This window comes from bacterium (assembly GCA_018814885.1).
Classification (GTDB): Bacteria; Krumholzibacteriota; Krumholzibacteriia; order LZORAL124-64-63; family LZORAL124-64-63; genus JAHIYU01.
This window is the reverse complement of the sequence record JAHIYU010000140.1, coordinates 1-19048: the sequence shown is the minus strand read 5'-3', so window position 1 is coordinate 19048 and position 19048 is coordinate 1. Positions and strand designations below refer to the sequence as shown.

Annotated in this window: 13 protein-coding genes and 1 pseudogene; 9 read left to right on the top strand and 5 right to left on the bottom strand. The window is 66.8% G+C overall.

What is annotated here, in order from left to right:
* From KJ554_10170 to KJ554_10135, 8 genes are all read left to right on the top strand, one after another.
* A partial coding sequence (locus KJ554_10170) for an ABC-F family ATP-binding cassette domain-containing protein (protein ID MBU0742701.1) occupies nt 1-1625 on the top strand: 1625 nt, incomplete at its 5' end.
* A 131-nt stretch (nt 1626-1756) separates the two neighbouring features.
* Nucleotides 1757-3085 carry a GTPase HflX gene (hflX, locus tag KJ554_10165; protein MBU0742700.1) on the top strand — a complete coding sequence of 443 codons (1329 nt, stop codon included), beginning with the start codon at nt 1757-1759 and terminating at the stop codon, nt 3083-3085.
* A 61-nt stretch (nt 3086-3146) separates the two neighbouring features.
* Nucleotides 3147-4421, top strand: coding sequence for an MFS transporter (locus tag KJ554_10160; protein MBU0742699.1), 1275 nt, complete (start codon nt 3147-3149; stop codon nt 4419-4421).
* Between the two features lie 154 nt (nt 4422-4575).
* Nucleotides 4576-5652, top strand: coding sequence for a branched-chain amino acid aminotransferase (locus KJ554_10155; protein MBU0742698.1), 1077 nt, complete (start codon nt 4576-4578; stop codon nt 5650-5652).
* 4 nt (nt 5653-5656) lie between these two features.
* Entirely contained in the window at nt 5657-6439 is a 783-nt protein-coding gene (locus KJ554_10150) for a 3'-5' exonuclease (protein MBU0742697.1), read from the top strand.
* 434 nt (nt 6440-6873) lie between these two features.
* Complete coding sequence (locus KJ554_10145; protein ID MBU0742696.1) at nt 6874-7347, top strand: transcriptional repressor; 474 nt, start codon at nt 6874-6876, stop codon at nt 7345-7347.
* A gap of 56 nt (nt 7348-7403) precedes the next feature.
* On the top strand, nt 7404-8909 hold the full coding sequence (locus KJ554_10140; GenBank protein MBU0742695.1) for a catalase: 1506 nt from the start codon (nt 7404-7406) through the stop codon (nt 8907-8909).
* A gap of 141 nt (nt 8910-9050) precedes the next feature.
* A complete protein-coding gene (locus KJ554_10135) occupies nt 9051-9473 on the top strand; it encodes a ferritin-like domain-containing protein (protein ID MBU0742694.1) in 423 nt (140 codons plus the stop codon).
* A gap of 184 nt (nt 9474-9657) precedes the next feature.
* Here the strand turns inward: KJ554_10135 and KJ554_10130 are convergent, their stop codons facing one another.
* The 5 genes and pseudogenes from KJ554_10130 to KJ554_10110 all read right to left on the bottom strand — a co-directional run bounded on the left by KJ554_10130 (nt 9658) and on the right by KJ554_10110 (nt 17749).
* Nucleotides 9658-11367: a cation:proton antiporter gene (locus KJ554_10130; GenBank protein MBU0742693.1), complete on the bottom strand. Its 1710-nt coding sequence runs from the start codon at nt 11365-11367 to the stop codon at nt 9658-9660.
* A 13-nt stretch (nt 11368-11380) separates the two neighbouring features.
* Nucleotides 11381-12622 (bottom strand): annotated as a pseudogene (nhaA, locus tag KJ554_10125) (Na+/H+ antiporter NhaA).
* Nucleotides 12623-12670: 48 nt separating this feature from the next.
* On the bottom strand, nt 12671-14797 hold the full coding sequence (locus KJ554_10120) for an STAS domain-containing protein (GenBank protein MBU0742692.1): 2127 nt from the start codon (nt 14795-14797) through the stop codon (nt 12671-12673).
* 190 nt (nt 14798-14987) lie between these two features.
* Nucleotides 14988-16124, bottom strand: coding sequence for a right-handed parallel beta-helix repeat-containing protein (locus tag KJ554_10115; protein MBU0742691.1), 1137 nt, complete (start codon nt 16122-16124; stop codon nt 14988-14990).
* 347 nt (nt 16125-16471) lie between these two features.
* Nucleotides 16472-17749, bottom strand: a complete 1278-nt coding sequence (locus KJ554_10110; protein MBU0742690.1) for a hypothetical protein — start codon at nt 17747-17749, stop codon at nt 16472-16474.
* 230 nt (nt 17750-17979) lie between these two features.
* Between KJ554_10110 and KJ554_10105 the strand changes: the two genes are divergently transcribed.
* A partial coding sequence (locus tag KJ554_10105; protein ID MBU0742689.1) for a hypothetical protein occupies nt 17980-19048 on the top strand: 1069 nt, incomplete at its 3' end.

The following is a 19048-nucleotide window of genomic DNA, read 5'->3' as shown; positions in this document are numbered from 1 at the left end:
GCATCGAAGCCGGGCTGACGCGCCTGGGCGCCGAGATCGCCGCGGCCCCTCCCGGCGACGCGGCCGCCCTCGCGCACGAGCAGGGAGACCTGCAGGCGGCCTACGAGCGCCGCGACGGGTACACCTGGCGCGCGCGCCTCGAGGCGGCCCTCGCCGGTCTCGGGGTCGGCGAAGCGCTCTGGCGGCTGGATCCCGACAGGCTCTCCGGCGGCGAACGCAGGCGCGCGGCCCTGGCGGCGGTCCTGCTCACCGGAGGGGACGTGCTGCTCCTGGACGAGCCCACCAACCATCTCGACCTCGACGCGCGCGAGTGGCTGGAGGAGCGCCTGCCGCGCCTGCCCGCCGCGCAGGTGATCGTCTCCCACGACCGCCACTTCCTGGACCGGGTCGCCAACCGCACGCTGCACCTGTCCCGCGGGCGCCTCACCGCGTGGTCGGGCAACTACAGCTTCTACCTGCGCGCCTCGGCCGAGACGCGCGCGCGCGAGGAGGCCACCTGGCGGCGCCAGAGCGAACGCATCGCCCGCACCGAGGACTACATCCAGCGCAACATCGCGGGACAGAAGACCAAACAGGCCCAGTCGCGGCGCAAGCAGCTGGCCCGCGAGACGCGACTGGAGCGCCCGGAGCGGGAGCAGCGCGGCTTCAACTTCAAGCTGGCGCCGGAACGCGCCAGCGGGGCGATGGTCCTGGAGGTGCGCGACCTGGCCAAGGGGTTCGGTGGCGCGCCCCTGTTCCACGGACTGTCGCTGAACGTCGCGCGCGGCGACCGCCTCGGCATCATCGGTCCCAACGGCTGCGGCAAGAGCACGCTGCTGTCGGTGCTGTCTGGACGCACCCTGCCGGATCGCGGCCGCGTCATGCCGGGACACAACGTGGACCTCGGCCTCTACGACCAGCAGCTGATGAACGTCCAGGATGCGAACACCGTGCTGGAGGAACTGGCCTCGGTCTGGCCCGGCGCCACCCTCGGCCAGCTGCGGTCCTTCGCCGGAGCCTTCGGCTTCGGCGCCGACATGATCGACCGAGGCGTGGGTCGCCTCTCGGGCGGCGAACGCGGGCGGCTGTCGTTGATGCGGCTGATCCGCGAGGGGCACAACACGCTGCTGCTGGACGAACCCACGAACCACCTCGACATGCAGGGGCGCGAGTCCCTGGAGGCCGCGTTGCTCGATTTCGACGGCACGCTGATCGTGGTGTCCCACGACCGGCGCTTCCTGGACCGTCTCGTGGAGCGGCTGATCGTCTTCGAGACGGATCCCGGCGGGCGGCTCGTGACGACCGTGCACCCGGGCAACTACTCGGATCTGGTGGCGCACCGCGCCGGGCTGCTGGCCGAGACGGTCACCGAGGTGCCCGCGCGGGAGAAGACGGCGCGGGCAACGCGCCCGAAGCGCACGGGCCCGAGCAAGAACGAGATCCGCCGCCTAGAGTCGCGGATCGCCGAAGCCGAGCAGGAGATCGAGGCCCTGGAGGGGGAGAAGCGGGAGTTGCTGGATAAGCTCGCGGCGCCGGATCTCGCCCCCGCGGACAGGCTGGAGGTTTCCCGGCGCTGCGCCGCGGTGGACGTCGAACTGGCGGACAGGTTGAGGCAATGGGAGTCCTGGCTCGGCGAGATCACATGACCGGGCGGCGAGATCTGCCGCGTTCGAACGACCCGCGCCGGCCGCCCGCCGCGACGAAAACACTGCCTTCCCGACGGTCCGGGAGCTAGAATGTCGTGTAACGATTACCGGAGGACAACACCCTGAAGGAAATGCGCGAAACGGGAAGAGGCGCGGGCGGGCCGCGCGAACGCACGGTGCTGATGGGCGTCGACCTGCCCGAGCACTTCGGGCGCGGCGCCGGGGACTGCGACCTGGCCGAGCTCGGGCGCCTGGTGGACACCGCCGGCGGCGACGTGGTCGGGGAGGTGCGCCAGCGCCGCAACAGTCCCGCGCCCGCGACCTTCATCGGCAAGGGAAAGGTCGCCGAGCTCGTGGCGGCGGTCGCGGCCACCGGCGCCACGCTCGTGGCCTGCGACAACGATCTTTCCCCCGCGCAGGGGCGCAACATCGAGAAGGCGCTCAACGGGGATCACGCCGGCGACGTCAAGGGCCGCGTCTCGGTCATCGACCGCACCGAGCTGATCCTCGACATCTTCGCGCACCACGCCCGCACGCGACAGGCGCGGCTGCAGGTCGAGCTGGCCCAGCTCCAGTACATGCTGCCGCGACTGGTCAAGCTGTGGTCGCACCTCGAGCGGCAGGCCGGCGGCATTGGCACGCGCGGCCCCGGCGAGACACAGCTCGAGACAGACCGCCGCATCATCGGACAGCGTCTGGCGCGCCTGAAGACGGAGCTGGCCGACATCGCGGCCGACCGCGGCGTGCAGACCAAGCAACGCGGCGACCTCTTCAAGGTCTCCCTGGTGGGATACACGAACGCCGGCAAGTCCACCCTGATGCGCGCGATCACCGGCGCCGACGTGCTGGTCGAGGACCAGCTCTTCGCAACCCTCGACGCCACCACGCGGCGCGTGGACGTGGACGAGCGCCGCCGCTTCCTGCTGTCGGACACGGTCGGCTTCATCCGCCGCCTGCCGCACGGCCTGGTCGCGTCCTTCCGCGCCACCCTGCAGGAGGTGGCCGACGCCGACCTGCTGCTGCACGTGGTCGACGCGTCCAGCGAGAATCCCGACCATCAGATCGCCTCGGTCAACGAGGTGCTCGCCGATCTCGTGCCCGAGGAGCGCGACACCATCATGGTCTTCAACAAGATGGACCGCCTCCCGCCGGATCGGGCCGAAGCGTTCCGCAACCACCACGCCAACCGTCACGCCAGCGCGCTGTTCGTCTCCGCGCTTGATGAAGACGGCCCGGGCGCGGTACGATCGGCCGCGGTGGACAGGCTGCTCGGCCGAGAGCGGGTCGTGCGCCTGCAGTTGCCGCTGACCCGCATGGACCTGGTGGCGGTGTTCCACCGCACCGGCTCGGTGCTCGAGGAGGAGCACGACGTCCGGCATTGCCGTCTGGCGGTGCGTCTGCGCGAGCAGGAGCTGGAGCGGCTGCTGGGACGCGAGCCGGACATCGAGGTGCTCGCCTGACCGATGGCGCCCACGCGGTTCTCGCGGGCAGGGACGCCCGCGCCCGAAGGGACGGACACCCGTGAAGCAACTTCTCGCCAACCGCAACTTCATGGCGGTCTGGGCTGCGTCCTTCGTTTCCGGCCTGGGCGACAAGATCGCCATCCTCGCCTTCTTCTCCCTCGTCTACAACCGTACCGGCAATGTGGCCAGCCTCGGCCTGCTGGCCGCCGTGCAGGTGCTGCCGGGCGTGGTGCTGGGCCCCTTCGCCGGCGTGCTGATCGACCGCTGGAGCCGTCGCGGCGTGATGGTGGCCAGCGACCTGCTGAGCGTCGCGACCGTCTGCGTGATACCCCTGGTGGACAGCCTGGCGCTGGTCTACGTCCTGGCCGCGGTGCTCGCGGCGGGCCGCCACCTGAGCGGCCCCGCGCGTTTGGCCCTGATCCCCGACCTGGTGCCCAACGATCAGCTCAACCGCGGCAACGCCCTGTTCATGGTGTCGCAGAACGTGATCCTGCTGGTGGGAATGGCGGCCGGGGGCGTCATCGTGGCCGGGCTGGGCACCGCGGTGGCCTTCTGGGTGGACGGCGGCACCTTCGCCGCTTCGGCCCTGCTGCTGTTGCTGCCGCGCCTCCAGGAGCCGGCCGCCTGCGACGGCGAGGCGGCCGCTCGTTCGCGCTGGCACGATGTCCGGCACGGCGCGGTCTGGCTGTGGGGACGGCCGCGCCTGCGCTACGCGGTGCTTTTCCTCGCCCTGGTGACCATGATCACCGCCATGCAGCCGCCCCTGGTCTACGAATTCATCACGCGCCTGCTCGGACGCAGCGAGCGCGAACTGGGCCTGATCTTCGCCACGGCGGGGCTGGGCGGGCTGCTCGGCGCCGGCATCGCCTCGGTCTTCCGCAGCCTGCACCACCCCCTGCGTACGGTGGGGTGGCTCGTGGCCATCGATGGCGCCCTGCTTACGCTCTTCGCGCTCAACCGGAATCTCGCGGTGGCGTTGCTCCTGTTCGCCCTGTTCGGGGCCATCAGCACCGGCATCCAGGTCAATCTGGCGACCTTCTTGCAGCGCGAAACGCCACCGGAGAAGCGGGGGCGCGTCTTCGGGTGGCTCTCGCCGCTGCTCGGGCCGGTGACCCTGCTGTCCGTGCTGGCGGGCCCGGTGGTGGCGGGCTGGGCGGGCGTAGTGGCCGTACTGGCGGTGGCCGGCGCGTGCGAGGTGCTGCTCGGGGTGGCCGGGGCCCTTTCGGCGCCAAGGCCGGACAGGCGGTCGGAGGAGGCCATGGCCGGGAATCCGGCCGACGGGGAGGCGGGCGAGGGCGAAGACGATCTCAAGGCCATGGCCGGCAGGGCGTAACCCGGCTTTCGGGCAGGGCCCGGCACCGGCGGTCCGGCTTCCGCATCACCACCGGGGAGCGCGACCGGCCTTGATTTTCGCCCCCCCGTGAACGACGATTTAAGGTGTTGGTGCCTGCACTTATGCGCCTTACCATGTGTACAGGAGGGCCATCATGGATATCAAGATCACCAGGAATCCCAATCCGCCGAGCCCGCCCACGGGCGAGTTCGGCTTCGGCGCCCTGTTCACGCCCCACATGTTCCTGCTCGACTACAAGAAGGGCGAATGGCAGAACCCGCGCATCGAGCCCTATCACGACCTGAAGCTCGATCCGGCCGCCAAGGTGCTGCATTACGGGCAGGAGATCTTCGAGGGCATGAAGGCCTACGCCAACGTCGACGACGGGTCGGTGCACATGTTCCGCCCCGCCATGAACATCAAGCGCTTCAACATCTCGGCGCATCGCGTCTGCATGCCCGCCGTGGATCCCGAGCTGTTCATGACGGCCCTCAAGCGCCTGATCGATCTGGATCGCGATTGGGTGCCCGAATCGCCCGACGCCCTCTACATCCGCCCCACGATGATCTCCAACCAGGCGGGCCTGGGCGTCAAATCGGGCACGGAGTTCCTGTTCTACATCATCATCGGACCGGTCGGCAGCTACTTCGCCGGCGGCATCAAGCCCCTGCGCCTGAAGGTCGAGGAGAGGTACGTCCGCTCGGCGCCCGGCGGCACCGGCTATGCCAAGACCGGCGGCAACTACGCCGCCGCGCTCCTGCCCATCAAGCTGGCCCAGAGCGAGGGCTACGACAACATCATCTGGCTGGACGCCCTGACCGCCAGCACGGTGGAGGAGATGGGCGCGATGAACATAGCCTTCGTCTACGAGGACAAGATCATCACCGCCCCCGTCGGCGACACCATCCTCGACGGCGTCACGCGCGATTCGGTCGGGCATCTCTGCACCGACTTCGGCTACAACTGGGTCGAGATCCCGCCGGTCGCCGCCGAGATCTGCGCCGACGCCGCGAGCGGCATGCTGCGCGAGGCCTTCGCCTGCGGCACCGCGGCGGTGGTCACGCCCATCGGCGTGATGCACTTCCAGGGCAAGGATTACCAGGTGGCCGACGGACGGGAAGGCGAGATCACCCTGAAGCTGCGCGAGTCGCTCTGCAGGATCCACACCGGGCGCAGCGAGCTTCATCCGGAATGGCTCGAGCGCGTCCCGAAGGTCGAATACGCGAAGTGATCTCATGGACAACGTGACACTCGAACGCCCCCTGGTCTGCTTCGACCTGGAGACCACCGGCACAGGCATCGACCGCGACCGCATCGTCGAGATCGGCATGGTGCGCGTGGAGCCCGACGGCTCGCGCCGCAGTTTCCGCACCCTGATCAACCCCGAGATGCCCATCCCGCCCGCCGCGTCGGCGGTGCACGGCATCACCGACGCCGACGTGCGGGAGGCCCCGCTCCTGGCCGCCGTCGCGCGCGAGATCATCGACATGTTCGAAGGCGCCGACCTGGCCGGCTTCAACTCGGTCGGCTTCGACGCGCCGCTGCTGGAGAACGAGCTGCGGCGCGTCGGCACGGACTTCTCGCTGGCGGGCCGCCGCCACCTGGACGCCATGCGCATCTTCCACCGGATGGAGCCCCGGACCCTCGAGGCCGCCTACCGCAAGTACTGCGGCAAGGATCTGACCGAGGCCCACGCGGCCCTGGCCGACGTGGAGGCCACCCTCGAGGTGCTCGACGCCATGGTCGCCCGCTACGACGAGCTCAGCGGCGACGTGACCGCGCTTCACGAGGTCAGCAACCCCGACGAGGGCCGCTGGGTGGATCGCAGCCGCAAGTTCGAGTGGGACGACGACGGCAACGCGGTCTTCGCCTTCGGCAAGCACGGCGGCCGGCCCCTCGCGCAGATCGCCCGCCAGCATCCCGACTACCTGACGTGGATGCTGGGGAAGGATTTCAGCGACGAGGTGAGCGGCATCCTGCGCGATGCGCTGCAGGGCAGGTTCCCCGAGAAAGAGTGACGATAGTGAGCGGCGCATCCACCCCTCCCGCCGGCTCCCTCGGCTGATTCGACCTGACCGTGCCCGACGCCGAAAAGGTGCGCGACTTCTGCGCCGCCGTGGTGGGCCGGCCTACGTGGTGGTGGTGGATCTGGCCGCGAGCATGGCGCGCTGCCACGAGCTGGGGGAGAGGTCGTCGACGGCCCGCGCGGTCAGGGCGCCCACGGCACCTTCTGCGTGGTGCGGGATCCGGCGGGGGCTTTTCTGGCGATCGTGGAACCGCCGGCGGGGTGAGGGTGACAGCGGAATACCATCGGGTTGATCGTTAAACGGGCTTGTTCTTCCGGGAGCAAGCCCGTTCCTGTCAACGCGAGTATCTATGACAAACCCGGCATGTTGTAGCGAGAATCATATAAAAGATGCGACATATTATCAGTCGATATATATTATCACCCATGAGCAACAAGATCCCACACCCCAAACTGCTTGAACTAGAGGAGCGGTGTCGCCGGCGAGGAGTTCCGCTGACGACCCCCCGTCGGGCCGTCATGGGGGTTCTGCTCGGACGGGCCGACCATCCGACAGCGGACGACATCTTCGCGGAAATTGCGCCGCAGTTGCCCAGTCTCTCGAAAGCCACGGTCTACAGGACCCTCGAGAAATTGGTCGAGATCGGGCTCGTTATCCGCGTCTGCCACCCAGAAGCAGCCGCGCGTTACGACGCCAAGACCTATCGACATCAGCACCTGGTCTGTGACCACTGCGGGAGTATGCGCGATATCGAAGTGCCCGATCTCAACGACCTTCCCCTCCCGAACACGTCCGAGACGGGCTTCCGGATTCGGGACTACTTTGTCCAGTTTCGCGGCCTTTGTCAGATGTGCGCCAGGTCCCGAGGTTCGCTGCCAGGAGTTGATGACCAAGAGTGAGATACAAGACGTGGTGCGTACCGAGACGTATCTGATTCAGCCGAAGGAGGCCCATCATGGCGGAAAAAATGAAACTGACCACGAGCTTTGGCCGACCCGTAGCGGACGACCAGAACACGCTAACCGCCGGCCACGCCGGTCCGGCTCTCCTACAGGACAGCCATTTGGTCGAGAAGCTGGCCCACTTTGATCGCGAACGCATCCCCGAACGGGTCGTCCACGCGAAAGGCGCAGGCGCCCACGGCCACTTCGAGGTCACGCACGACGTGACCAGGCATACCCGGGCGAAGTTTCTGTCCGAGGTCGGTAAAAAGACCGAGGTCTTCTTGCGGTTCTCCACCGTGGGCGGCGAGAAGGGGTCGGCCGACTCGGCGCGCGATCCCCGCGGGTTCGCGGTGAAGTTCTACACCGAGGAGGGCAACTACGACCTGGTGGGCAACAACACGCCGGTCTTCTTCATTCGCGACCCGCTGAAGTTTCCCGACTTCATACACACCCAGAAGCGGAACCCGGCCACGAACCTGAAGGACCCGGACATGTTCTGGGACTTCCTCTCCCTCACGCCGGAGAGCATCCACCAGGTCACCATCCTGTTTTCGGACCGCGGAACGCCCAGGGGCTATCGCCACATCAACGGCTACGGCGGCCACACGTATATGTGGTACAACGGCAAGAACGAATACGTCTGGGTAAAGCTCCATTTCAAGACCGAGCAGGGTATCCAGAACCTGACCCGTCAACAGGCCGGGATCCTCGCCGGCGAGGATCCCGATCAGGCCACGCGCGATCTCTCCGCAGCGATCGAGCAGGGGAAGTTCCCCGCCTGGAAGGTCTACGCGCAGATCATGGCTCCCGAGGAGGCGAAGGCGTACCGTTACGATCCCTTCGACATCACGAAGGTCTGGCCCCACGGCGACTATCCGCTGATTCCCGTGGGGCGGATGGTCCTTGACCGCAATCCGGAGAACTACTTCGCCGAGGTGGAACAGGCGGCCTTCTCGCCCGGGAGCTTCGTGCCCGGCATCGCCGCCTCGCCGGACAAGATGCTCCAGGGCCGGCTCTTCAGCTATCCCGACACGCACCGGCACCGCCTGGGGCCCAACTACCACCTCATCCCGGTCAACGCGCCCAAGAACGCCCCGGAGCACAACTGCCAGCGCGATGGGTCCATGCGCACCGATGCCAACGGCGGCGGCAGCCCGCACTACTCTCCCAACAGCTTCGGCGGTCCGTTCCCCGATCCCAAAGCGGGTGAGCCGCCGTTTGACGTGACGGGGCCGGTTGATCGGCAAGGATACGTGCACCCCAACGACGACTTCGAGCAGGCCGGCCTGTTGTATCGCAAGGTGATGAAGGCCGCGGACCGCAAGAACCTCATCGGCAACATCGTGGATCACCTGGGTGGCGCCCAGAAGCGTCTTCAGCTGCGTCAGGCGGCCCTCTTCTACAAGGCCGACCCCGACTACGGGCGCCAGGTCGCTCAGGGGCTCAAGCTGAGTGTGAAGGAAGTAGAGCGGCTAGCCGCGATGACGCAAGAGGAGCGGGTGAAGGCGACTTCATAGGGGGGCGCGTTCTCTGCGGAGTTCGGAAAAGAGTTGGCCGTTGCTCGGCCGGCGTGAGGCGAAGAATGCGCGATATCTGAAAAGACGCACCCCATACGTCATCGACTATCGCGCGCCAAGACAACAAATCAGGAGGCATACATGGCCACGATCAAGAAGCGGCTCCTCGAGGAGCTGAACAAGGATCTGGAGTGGGAGTTCGCTGCAGCGATCCAGTACATTCAGCACGCGGCGGTGATGTCTGGTGCACAGTACGAGTCGATCATCAAGGAGCTCGTCATTCATTCCCAGGAAGAGATGCAGCACGCAATGATGCTCTCCGAACAGATCGACTTCCTGGGCGGCACGCCGACAGTCGACGTCGAGAAGCGGGCCGTATCCGCGGATAGTCTCGAAATGCTCAAACAGGATCTCGAAGGCGAAGAGCTGGCGATCCGGCGCTACAAGGAGCGCATCGCACAGGCGGAGGCGCTCAAAGAGTACGGCTTGCGCCGGATCCTCGAGGACATCCTGATCCAGGAAGAGGAGCACAAGCGCGATCTGCTGACTGTGGTGGAGAGCTAGCGGGCCGTAGGGATGCGAAGGGCTCTCCGGGTGTTGGACAGAGATCCGTAGAGCTCGTTGCGTACTTGCGTGCGCAAAGATCCCGCAAGGTGCCTGCCGGGCTCCGGTGCCCGGCAGTTCGGCCTGGACGAGGGACAAGGAAACACGCGTACTGTTTGATCAAGGCATTCTTGGTGACGTCCTTTCATTTCAGGGATATGCCATCTCCGGCATCTGCGCGCAGCGGTCGATAGAATTCCCTTCGCACCTCGTCCGCGAACCGCTCGATCTGCTGGTCCGGCACCTGGAGGTGCAGCAGGGCCTGGCGTGTCATCTCGAGCCCGGTCTCCATCTGCGACAGCACCACCTCGTGCACGCCCAGCTCGTGCAGATCCTCCAGCAGCTCCTCCGACTCGGCGCGCGCGACGATGTGCAGTTCCGGCCGCAGCTGCCGGGCGTGGCGGGCGATGGCGAGCGTGACCACCGGCGAAGGTGTTGTGATCAACAGAACGCAGGCCCTATCCAGCCCCGCCGCCTTCAGGACCAGTTGATGGCTGGCGTCGCCGTAGATGACGGCCAGGCCGGCGTTGCGGCAGGTTTCCAGGCGGTGCTGGTCCAGCTCGATCGCCACAAACGGCATACCCAGCCGCCGAAGCACCCCGGCCACGGCGCGGCCCATGTGCCCGGCGCCCGCCATCACGACGTGGTCGTGCAGCTCGTCGTGGGCGATGTTGATCGTCAGCACGGGTTCGTCCCTGCGGCGTCTCCTGACAAAGCCATAGACGGGCGCCGTGGCCCGGGAGATGAACGGCGTCAGGAACATGGTGACTAGGGTGACGGACATGATCACCGAGTAGAGATCGGCGCCGATGCTCTTCGTGGCCCCCCCCCCCCGGCCGATGACGAAGGCGAATTCACCCGCCTGGAACATGGTCAGCCCCAGCGCCAGTGGCACCACGTTGCGGTAGCCGAACGCCAGACCCACCCCCGCACAGACCAGACCCTTGGTCAGAGAGACGGCCGCGGCAAGCCCCAGTACCAGCAGAAGGTTCTCCCGCACGAAGCGCGGTTCCAGTAGCATGCCAACCGACGCGAAGAACAGCAGGCCGAAGATGTCCCTCAGGGGGATGATGTCGCTGAGCGCTTGGTGGGCATGGTCCGATTCGCTGAGCACGATGCCCGCCACGAAGGCGCCGAAGGCGAAGCTCAGGCCCACCTCGTAGGTGGCGTAGCCGATGCCCAGGCTCAGCCCCGTCACCGTTAGCAGGAACAGCTCGCGCGAGTTCCAGCGACCGACCCGGCGCATCAGCCAGGGTATCACCCGTGCGCCCACCACGATCATCAGCGCCAGGAAGACCGCCGAGCGCACGAGCGCCCAGCCCAGGTCCGGCAGTCCGGCCCGCAGATCGGTCAGCTTGGGCAGCAGGATCAGCAGGGGTACCACGGCCAGGTCCTGTACCAGCAGCATGCCGATCATCACCCGGCTGGAGAGCGTACCCAGGCGGCCCTGGCTCTGCAGGGTCTTCAGGATGACCATGGTGCTGGACAGGGAGACGCAGCCGCCGAACCAGACGGCATCGGTCCAGGGCCAGCCCAGCACGAGGCCCATCCCCGCGGCCGCGCCCACAGTCAGCAGAATCTGGATGGACGCGCCCAGCAGCGCCACGTTCCGCACCGGGCGCAGTTCCTTCAGGGAGAACTCGATGCCCAGGGCGAAAAGCAGCAGGGCGACACCGATCTCCGCCAGCAGTTCGATGTCATGGGGGTCGGAGATGAGAGAGCCGCCGGTCGCTGGACCCAGGACGATGCCGGCGGCGATGTAACCCAGGATCAGGGGCTGCTTGAGGCGCTGGGCGGCGATACCGCCCAGGAATCCCGCGGTAACGATGATTGCGATATCTGCAGCGATTCCCACAGTGCACTCCGTATTATGTCTTCACGCCGGGCGCCCCGTCCCCGCCACCCAGGGAGACATGAAGCACGGCATAGCCCAGTATTCCGGAAACCAGCGAGCCGATCAGAATACCGAGCCGTTCTAGCCCCAGGAAGGCCGCGCCACCCTGCTAGAATGCCAGCGACGCGATGAACAGGCTCATGGTGAAGCCGATGCCGCACAACAAAGCCGCGCCGTAGAGTTGCCACCAGCCGACCCCCTCTGGGCGCGAGGCGATCCCCAGCCGCACAGCAAGCCAGGACATCGCCAGGATCCCGATCTGCTTGCCGAAAAACAGCCCGGTTATGATGCCAAGCGGAACAGGATGAAGCACATCGGGGACGGACAGTCCGGCGATCGATACGCCCGCGTTGGCAAAAGCGAATATGGGCAGCACGCCGAAGGCCACCCACGGATGCAGCGCGTGTTCGAGGTGACGTAATAGCGACCTGGGGGCGGGTGTCGAAGCAGATGTCCGTGACACGCGTAGCGGGATGAACATAGCCAGAACGACACCCGCCAGCGTGGCGTGCACGCCGGACTTCAGCACCGCCACCCACAGCGGAACGCCAAGGAGGAAATAGGCGGCGGGCCTGGTCACACCGAATCGATTGAGGATCGCGAGGCCAAGGATGAGAACGGCCGCGATAACGAGGGAAAGCACGGATAGCTTGGCCGTGTAGAACAGGGCGATCACGACGATGGCCCCGAGGTCGTCGAAGATGGCGACACTCAGCAGGAAGGCTTTCAGCGCCGTTGGAATACGCTTTCCGAGAAGCGAGAGCACCCCCAACGCGAAGGCGATGTCTGTCGCGGTCGGGATAGCCCATCCTCCCGTCGCGACGGGATCACCCCGGTTGAACAATGCGTAAAAGGCCGCAGGCAGCAGCATTCCGCCCACGGCGGCGAAGGCCGGCAGGCTGGCCTGTCGCGGGCTCGACAAGTGCCCCTCGACCACCTCGCGCTTCAGTTCCATACCGACGATGAAAAAGAACACCGCCATCAGGCCGTCGTTGATCCATAGCAATAGGGGCTTGGCGATTCCGAGGGTGCCGATCCTGACCTCAAGGGGAAGATCCAGCAACGCCTTGTAGTAGACCGAGAGAGGTGAGTTCGCGACGACCAATGCCGACACGGTAGCCATCATCAAGAGCAGCCCGCCCGCAGCTTCTAGGCGGAGGAAGTCTTGGAGTGCCTTCAGCACCCCGTCAACCGGGGGAGGTGTGCGTGCATTCATGTCTGTCCGACCATGTACTTGAGACTACAGATAAATGAGCAACAACCCCTACTCCACCGCGATCGGATACCCCGCCGCCTCCCAGGCGAGCATGCCGCCCTTCATGTTGTAGGCGTTGGTGTAGCCGTGGCCCCGCAGGATGCGCAGGGCCAGCTCGCTGCGCCGCCCGATGCGGCTGACCAGGACCAGTTTGCGTTCGCGTTCGAGACCGTGATCGTCGTGGGTGAGCCGCGGCAACGGCAGGCTCGCGGCCTCGCGGATGTGCCAGCGCTCGTACTCCCGGGTCTCGCTCACGTCGACGAGCACCACCGAGTCCGGGCTTTCGTCCAGAGCCAGCTTGACCTCGCTGGGCAGGATCTCCGGCACCGGCCCGCGAGCGAAGCCGCCGATCAGCTCGTGATCGATGCTTTCGGAATGCTTGGGCAGGGCCTGGCATTCGGCGAAGACCCGGTGCTCGCATTCGTAGATGCAGATGCCCGGATGCAGGACGTGGTGGAAGAGCTCGCCGATGATGTTGCCGCTGCGCATCAGGTTGTCCCGCCCCAGCGTCCTCAGGAATCCGCTCTGGTGCATCATGTACAGCACGCGGGGACGCGCGCCCTCGACGAACATGTCGCCGCCCCGCTTACGGTACCGGCGCAGCACGCTCTCGAGCATGTGGATGCCGCTCACGTCGACGTGGTCCACCAGGCCCAGGCGCAACAGCAGGAAGATCTGGCCCGGATGGCCGCGGCGGAGCTTGTCCAGGCTCTCCTCGATGTGGTTGACGGCGCCGAAGTAAAGCGGCCCCTCCACCTCCACGACCGCTAGCTGCGGGCAGACGGGCTGGGTCCGGGCGGGCACCAGGTGAACAAAATCGGAATCCGGCACGAGTGACTGGACCGCCGGGGCCGAAGTCGTAACCAGGAAGCGCGCGAAGGAGATCAGCATGCCGGACAGGACCGCGAACTCCAGGGGGAAGATCAGGGTGGCCGTGATCGTCGAGAACATGATGGTCGAGTCGCCCCGCGACATCTTGGTGATGCGCCCGATCTCGTGCCAGTCCACCATGCCGTGGGCGGTGACCAGGAGCACCGCGGCCAGCGCCGTGTTGGGCAGGAACACGGCCAGGGGCGCCAGCAGCAGCATGGCCGCCAGCACCCACAAACCCGAGAAGATGCTGGATAGCGAGGTGAGGGCGCCGGCGCCGTAGTTGATCGACGAACGCGTGAAGGAGCCCGACACCGGATAACCGGAGAACAGGCCGGCCGCCACGCTGGCCAGGCCCTGTCCCACGAACTCCTGGTTGCTGTCGATGCGCTGGCCGCTCTGGCTGGCCACCGCCCGCGCGATGGACATGGCCTCCACCAGGCCGATGGCGGCGATGGCCATGGCGCCGGGCGCCAGCTTGAAGATGAGATCCGCGTCCAGCAGCGGCAGGTCCGCCAGCGGCGGCAGGCTGCGGGGCAGTTCGCCCAGCACGCGGACGCCCTTTCCGACCAGATCGAACGCCCAGACGCAGGCGGCCGAGGCGACCATGCTCAGAAGGGCCGCCGGCCAGCGGGGCCGCAGCCGCTTGATGATGATGATGAGCGCCAGGGTGCCCAGCCCGAGGGCCAGGCTGGGCAGGTGGGTCTCGTACAGATGCCTGGTCACCACCTCCACGGTCTCGATGAACTTCGGCGAACTCTTGATGTCCAGCCGCAGCAGGTGACGCAGCTGGTTGACGCCGATCAGCACGCCGGCGCCGGCGGTGAAACCGACCACGACCGAATCCGACACGAAGTTCACCAGGGCGCCCATACGCGCCAGGCCCGCCAGGATCTTCACGATCCCGACCATCAGCGCCAGATAACCGGCCGCCACCAGGAACTCGGGAGTGCCCGGCGCGGCGACGTTCAGCAGGGTGGCCAGGGCCAGCAGGGAGGCGGCGTTGGTGGGCCCCGTGTGCAGGTGTCGCGACGACCCCCACAGGGCGCCGACGATCGAGGCGACGATCGCCGCGTAGAGGCCGGTCTGTGGCGGCAGCTCGGCGATCATGGCGTAGGCGATGGCCTGGGGCAGCATGACTACCGCGACCGTCAGGCCCGCCAGCAGGTCGGCGCGCAGGAACGCAGTGCAGTAGGTCTCGAAGACCCTCACGGGGCGGGTGAAGAAGGCCGAATCGTCTCTCAGCCAGCGGGGGACGGCGTTCAGGGAGGGGCGTTTGCCGCGAGGCGTCAAGTCTGCGAGGCCTCCAGGCTTGAGTGGTTTCGACGGGTGCAGCGGACGGAACAGGATCCGGATCGGAACCGATCAGGGGCACAGATTAGCAGCACGGGCGGTTCTGGACAAGCCGCCTCGCGATTGCCTCGCATTGCTGAAGAGATCGATGGGGATCCCCGAATCAGTCTCGGAATCGAGTCTTGATGCCCCCCCATGTCGATCGTTTGGTCGGGGTCATCCCGCAGCCGACATCCCACGCACTTATCACGCTACAGTTCGCACCTTGCGGATGGTTGCCCGGTGCACATGGCGAGTCGCTCTGGAGAAACCAATGGCGGTCTTCATCGGGCTGGCTCGAGCAGAACTGCGGATCGGCGCTGAAGTTGCCGTTGATTCCGTTCTGACCGGTGATCTCGCCGACCCAGTCCCCGCCGTCGTTCTCGTACAGGTCGCAGCACGAAAGCTCTGCCGTGCTGTTGCCTTCACAGAACACGCCGACGCCAGCGCTGCCGAAGACTACGATGACGTTGCTCATCGCAATTGTGCTGGACCCCCCGCAGTACACTCCACCGCCGTCCGCGTGGGCCGTGTTCGCGGAAAAGGTGCAATTTGCGAGAGCGGGCGCGGCAGATGAGTAGCAGATGAACCCGCCACCAAAGTCAGAGACATTCTCCGAGAACGTGCAATTCGTGACGACGGTGGCTGTGGAGTTTTCGCAGCGCATCCCTCCACCGGAGTGGCCACTGCTATTCTTGATGAAGACACAGTCATTCAGTGTCGGCGAAGACGAGTCCAGGCAGTATAGCCCGCCACCATCCCAAACAGCCGTATTCTCGATGAAATGGCAGAGACTGATTGTGGGGGAGGATGAAGATCGGCAGTCGACCCCGCCGCCCACGAACGTGCTCTGGTTGCCGATGAACCTGCAGTTGGTGATCGTGGGTGAAGCGGACGAGAATCCGATTCCGCCACCTCTGTCGCTCAAACCCCCAGTCAGAGTGAGCCCCTCTATTCGAGTTGACGCATCGAGCCCCAGACAGTACATGACCCTGCCCTGTAGTTCCGCGTCAATGGTTGCGCAGTCTGGATGACCAGACTCGCTCCGTACGACGAGACCGCCGGTCGTTATCGTGATGTCATGCTCGGTGTACGCGCCACAGCCGACGAGCACGGTGTCCCCCGCCGCGGCGGAGTCGATCCCGGCTTGGATGGTCGGCGCATCGCCCAAACCATCGGGTAGGATGTGCCACGTTAAGGCGTCGGCGGCACCGGCGAGCAAAGCGCAAATCAGGCCAAGGATAAGGATAACGAAACGCATTGCCATCTCCTTCATCGGGATCGTGTACTTGGTCGGCAGTCTAGCACGTCCGGAGGGCAGGCTTCAACCGGGGGGCGCCCGCCACGGGCCACCGGGTCCCACTTTTGGCCACAGTTCTGCGTTTCAGCCCAGGAAACTAGAACGTTGTTGCTACAGACCGTGTAGTACACTCTCGCAAATCCGCGGTGTCGGTTCAGCTATTCGCGGAAGGTAGTCTCGATCTGTAAGGGGTACCCGCAGGCGAGGTTGTCGCCCTGGCGGGTGGCCGGCACCTCGCCGGGCCGGCCCGCTGTTTCACGACGACATCATGCAGGGTATCGATACAGTGATCAAATAATAGAACAATCCTATGCCAAAGCCCCCCTTGTCTTCGCATACGCCTGGTACCACGCTTCGTGAGGCGTATCGGTGGCCGGAAAAGAAACCGGCGCGCCTGATACGTGCGCGCGCCCGAATTTCCAGAACCGCACGATCCTGCCCTCGGCCAGGCGATCCCGGGCCCACGCGTTCCTGCCGGCCGGCGCGGCGGCGAAGTGCGGGCCGAGGGCGGTCATCCAGTCGTCGTCGCCCCGCTGCTGCTCCATGAACATCAGCGGCGCGTAGATCAGACGATGCCAGTCCCCGCCGTCGCGCGACCACTGCAAAAGCAGGTTCGTCGACCGGATGCGCAGCTCGCCGCCGCCGGGCAGCTCGGCGCGCGCGTGGTCGCGACGGTCTTCGCTCGCGACGGCGCCCCTCCAGTCGACCCTGTCGTCGGCAATCTTCATCCCGCCCCGGCGCTCTCGCCGCCCGCCCCCCGGCGCGTCGTAGCTCACCGCGACCGTCCGTCCACCGGGAGACGTGAAGCGCACTGCCGGCGACCGGCCGCGCGCCAGCAGGCGGGCACGCCCCCATGTCGCGCGCCCGTCTCGGCCCAGGCGGCCGAGTCGATACCAGATGTTGTCCGATCCCACGGCGCGCGACACCGCGACGACGGATCCCCGGTCGTTCAGCGCCACCGCCGGGGTGATGCCGCGACCGTACCGGTCGTGCCAGAGCCAGTGGGGCCGGCCGTCGAGCATCGTGCCCGCCCAGTACCAGAGGGCGCTGCCGTCGTGGGAGCGGTGCACCTCGATCACGCCGCCGGTCCGGTTCGCGGCCACGGCCGGCTCGCGCCCGGCGTCGCGCAGGCATCGTTTTCGTGTTTTCCTGTCCCCGGAAAGAACGAGCAGCACCTTGCCGCGCATCTCGTTCACATGCGGCCAGGCGGGATCCGCCGCGAGGGGGGAGAAGATCCTGTCCGCGAAGATCTCCCGGCACATAAGGCCCAGGACCGAGACGCTGACGCGGTCGCCGCGCGAGGCCAGCCCGTGCTTGACGTCCAGGACGATGACCAGGGGCGCGTGGCCGGCGTTGACGGGATCGTCGACCCAACGCCGTATCAGGGCCAGCCAGTCGTGCAGACGGTTGGTGACCGGGTTATCGCCGACGCGGCTGACCCTGTGGCCGGTCACGCCGTGACCGACGGCCAGCCGGCGCGAGCCATGGGTGACGTCCAGCTCGAGGCATCGCACGCCCGCTCGGAGCTGATCGTGCAGGGAGCGGCGCGGCCCTCCGGAGTAGGAGTTGTGCGTGGCCCTGTACACGGCCCGATCGAAGGGTGGATTTATCGCCGCTCGCATGAACCGCAGGTTACACGATTGGGGGCAGGAGGAAAACATGGCAGCCGCCGGGGAAACGGGTTCGCGGCGTTCCGTGCGGCCCCGGTCTTCCCCGGGCTCTCCGGGCGACATGGCGATTCGCCGCACAATACCCTACCTTTGCACTAGCATATGCACCCCCGCAGCACGACGTATCAGCCCGAGGAGATGGATCGATGCGACGACGGACCGCCCCCGCGGCGACCGCCATGCTCTCGTTTGTTCTGGCGACGATTTGCCTGGCGCCGGCTGTGGCCACGGCCCAGACCGGCCTGGGTCCTCTTTTTGCGCCGCCGACCCAGTCGGAGCGCGACGCGGTCGCCACCGACTGGGCGGCGCGCGACGTCACGCCCGCCCAATATGCCGTGGAGCGCACCAGCGCGGGCAACGGCTTCCCGCTGGCGGAGGTCCGGCACCAGATAGACGGCCTGACCCACTTCGGCGTCATCCGCTACCCGCGTCACCACGCGGCCGGCGGCAAGTTCCCGGTGCTCGTGCTGCTGCACGGCGGCTTCGACGGCCTGGACCTGAACTGGGTGCTCACCTTCGACGAGACCTTCCCCGGCACCTGCGTGGCCGACAGCTTCCTGGTGGTCGCGCCCACCTTCCGGGGCGAGATGCTCAACGGCTACGGCATCCTGCCCACGCGCTGGAGCGACGGCGAGCCCAGCCCCTTCGATCACGACTGCGACGACACCATCGCCCTGCTGTCGGCCGTGCTCGCCAACGAGCCCACGGCCGACGCTTCGCGCATCACGGCGCTCGGCGGCAGCCGCGGCGGCAACGTCGCCTATCACCTGGCCCTGCGCGACCCGCGCGTGGGGCGGACCGTTGTCCGCTACGGCCCGGCCGAATTCCGCCTGGACCACGTGCAGGCGGGCGCGCAGCAGAAGCTGGAAACCGGAGCTACGGCCGACCGTCTCGGCGATCTCGTCTTCGATCATATCGCCGGCCCCTTCGCGTCCGGCGCGATCACCCTGGAGAAGGCGCGCCACTTGCTGCTGTCCTGGTCCGTGGCGCCCCACCTGCGGAGGGACCTGTCGCTGCAGATACATCACGGCGCCCAGGACGACGTCGTGCCCGTCCCGCACAGCATCGTGGTCGACGCGGTCATGACCGGACTCGGCGCCGGCGCGCCGGAATATTCCTATCACGAGTATCCGCTCGGCGGCCACGATCCGTACTCGCTGCCGGGGCACGAGTCCCTCGCGGAGGCGTATCTCTGCGCGGCGCCGGCCACCACCG

Excerpts from the sequence above, each read along its gene's own strand:
- hflX (MBU0742700.1), top strand. The coding sequence starts at position 1,757 with ATGCGCGAAACGGGAAGAGGCGCGGGCGGGCCGCGCGAACGCACGGTG.
- KJ554_10135 (MBU0742694.1), top strand. The coding sequence starts at position 9,051 with ATGGCCACGATCAAGAAGCGGCTCCTCGAGGAGCTGAACAAGGATCTG.
- KJ554_10145 (MBU0742696.1), top strand. The coding sequence starts at position 6,874 with ATGAGCAACAAGATCCCACACCCCAAACTGCTTGAACTAGAGGAGCGG.
- KJ554_10155 (MBU0742698.1), top strand. The coding sequence starts at position 4,576 with ATGGATATCAAGATCACCAGGAATCCCAATCCGCCGAGCCCGCCCACG.
- KJ554_10140 (MBU0742695.1), top strand. The coding sequence starts at position 7,404 with ATGGCGGAAAAAATGAAACTGACCACGAGCTTTGGCCGACCCGTAGCG.
- KJ554_10150 (MBU0742697.1), top strand. The coding sequence starts at position 5,657 with ATGGACAACGTGACACTCGAACGCCCCCTGGTCTGCTTCGACCTGGAG.
- KJ554_10115 (MBU0742691.1), bottom strand. The coding sequence starts at position 16,124 with ATGCGTTTCGTTATCCTTATCCTTGGCCTGATTTGCGCTTTGCTCGCC.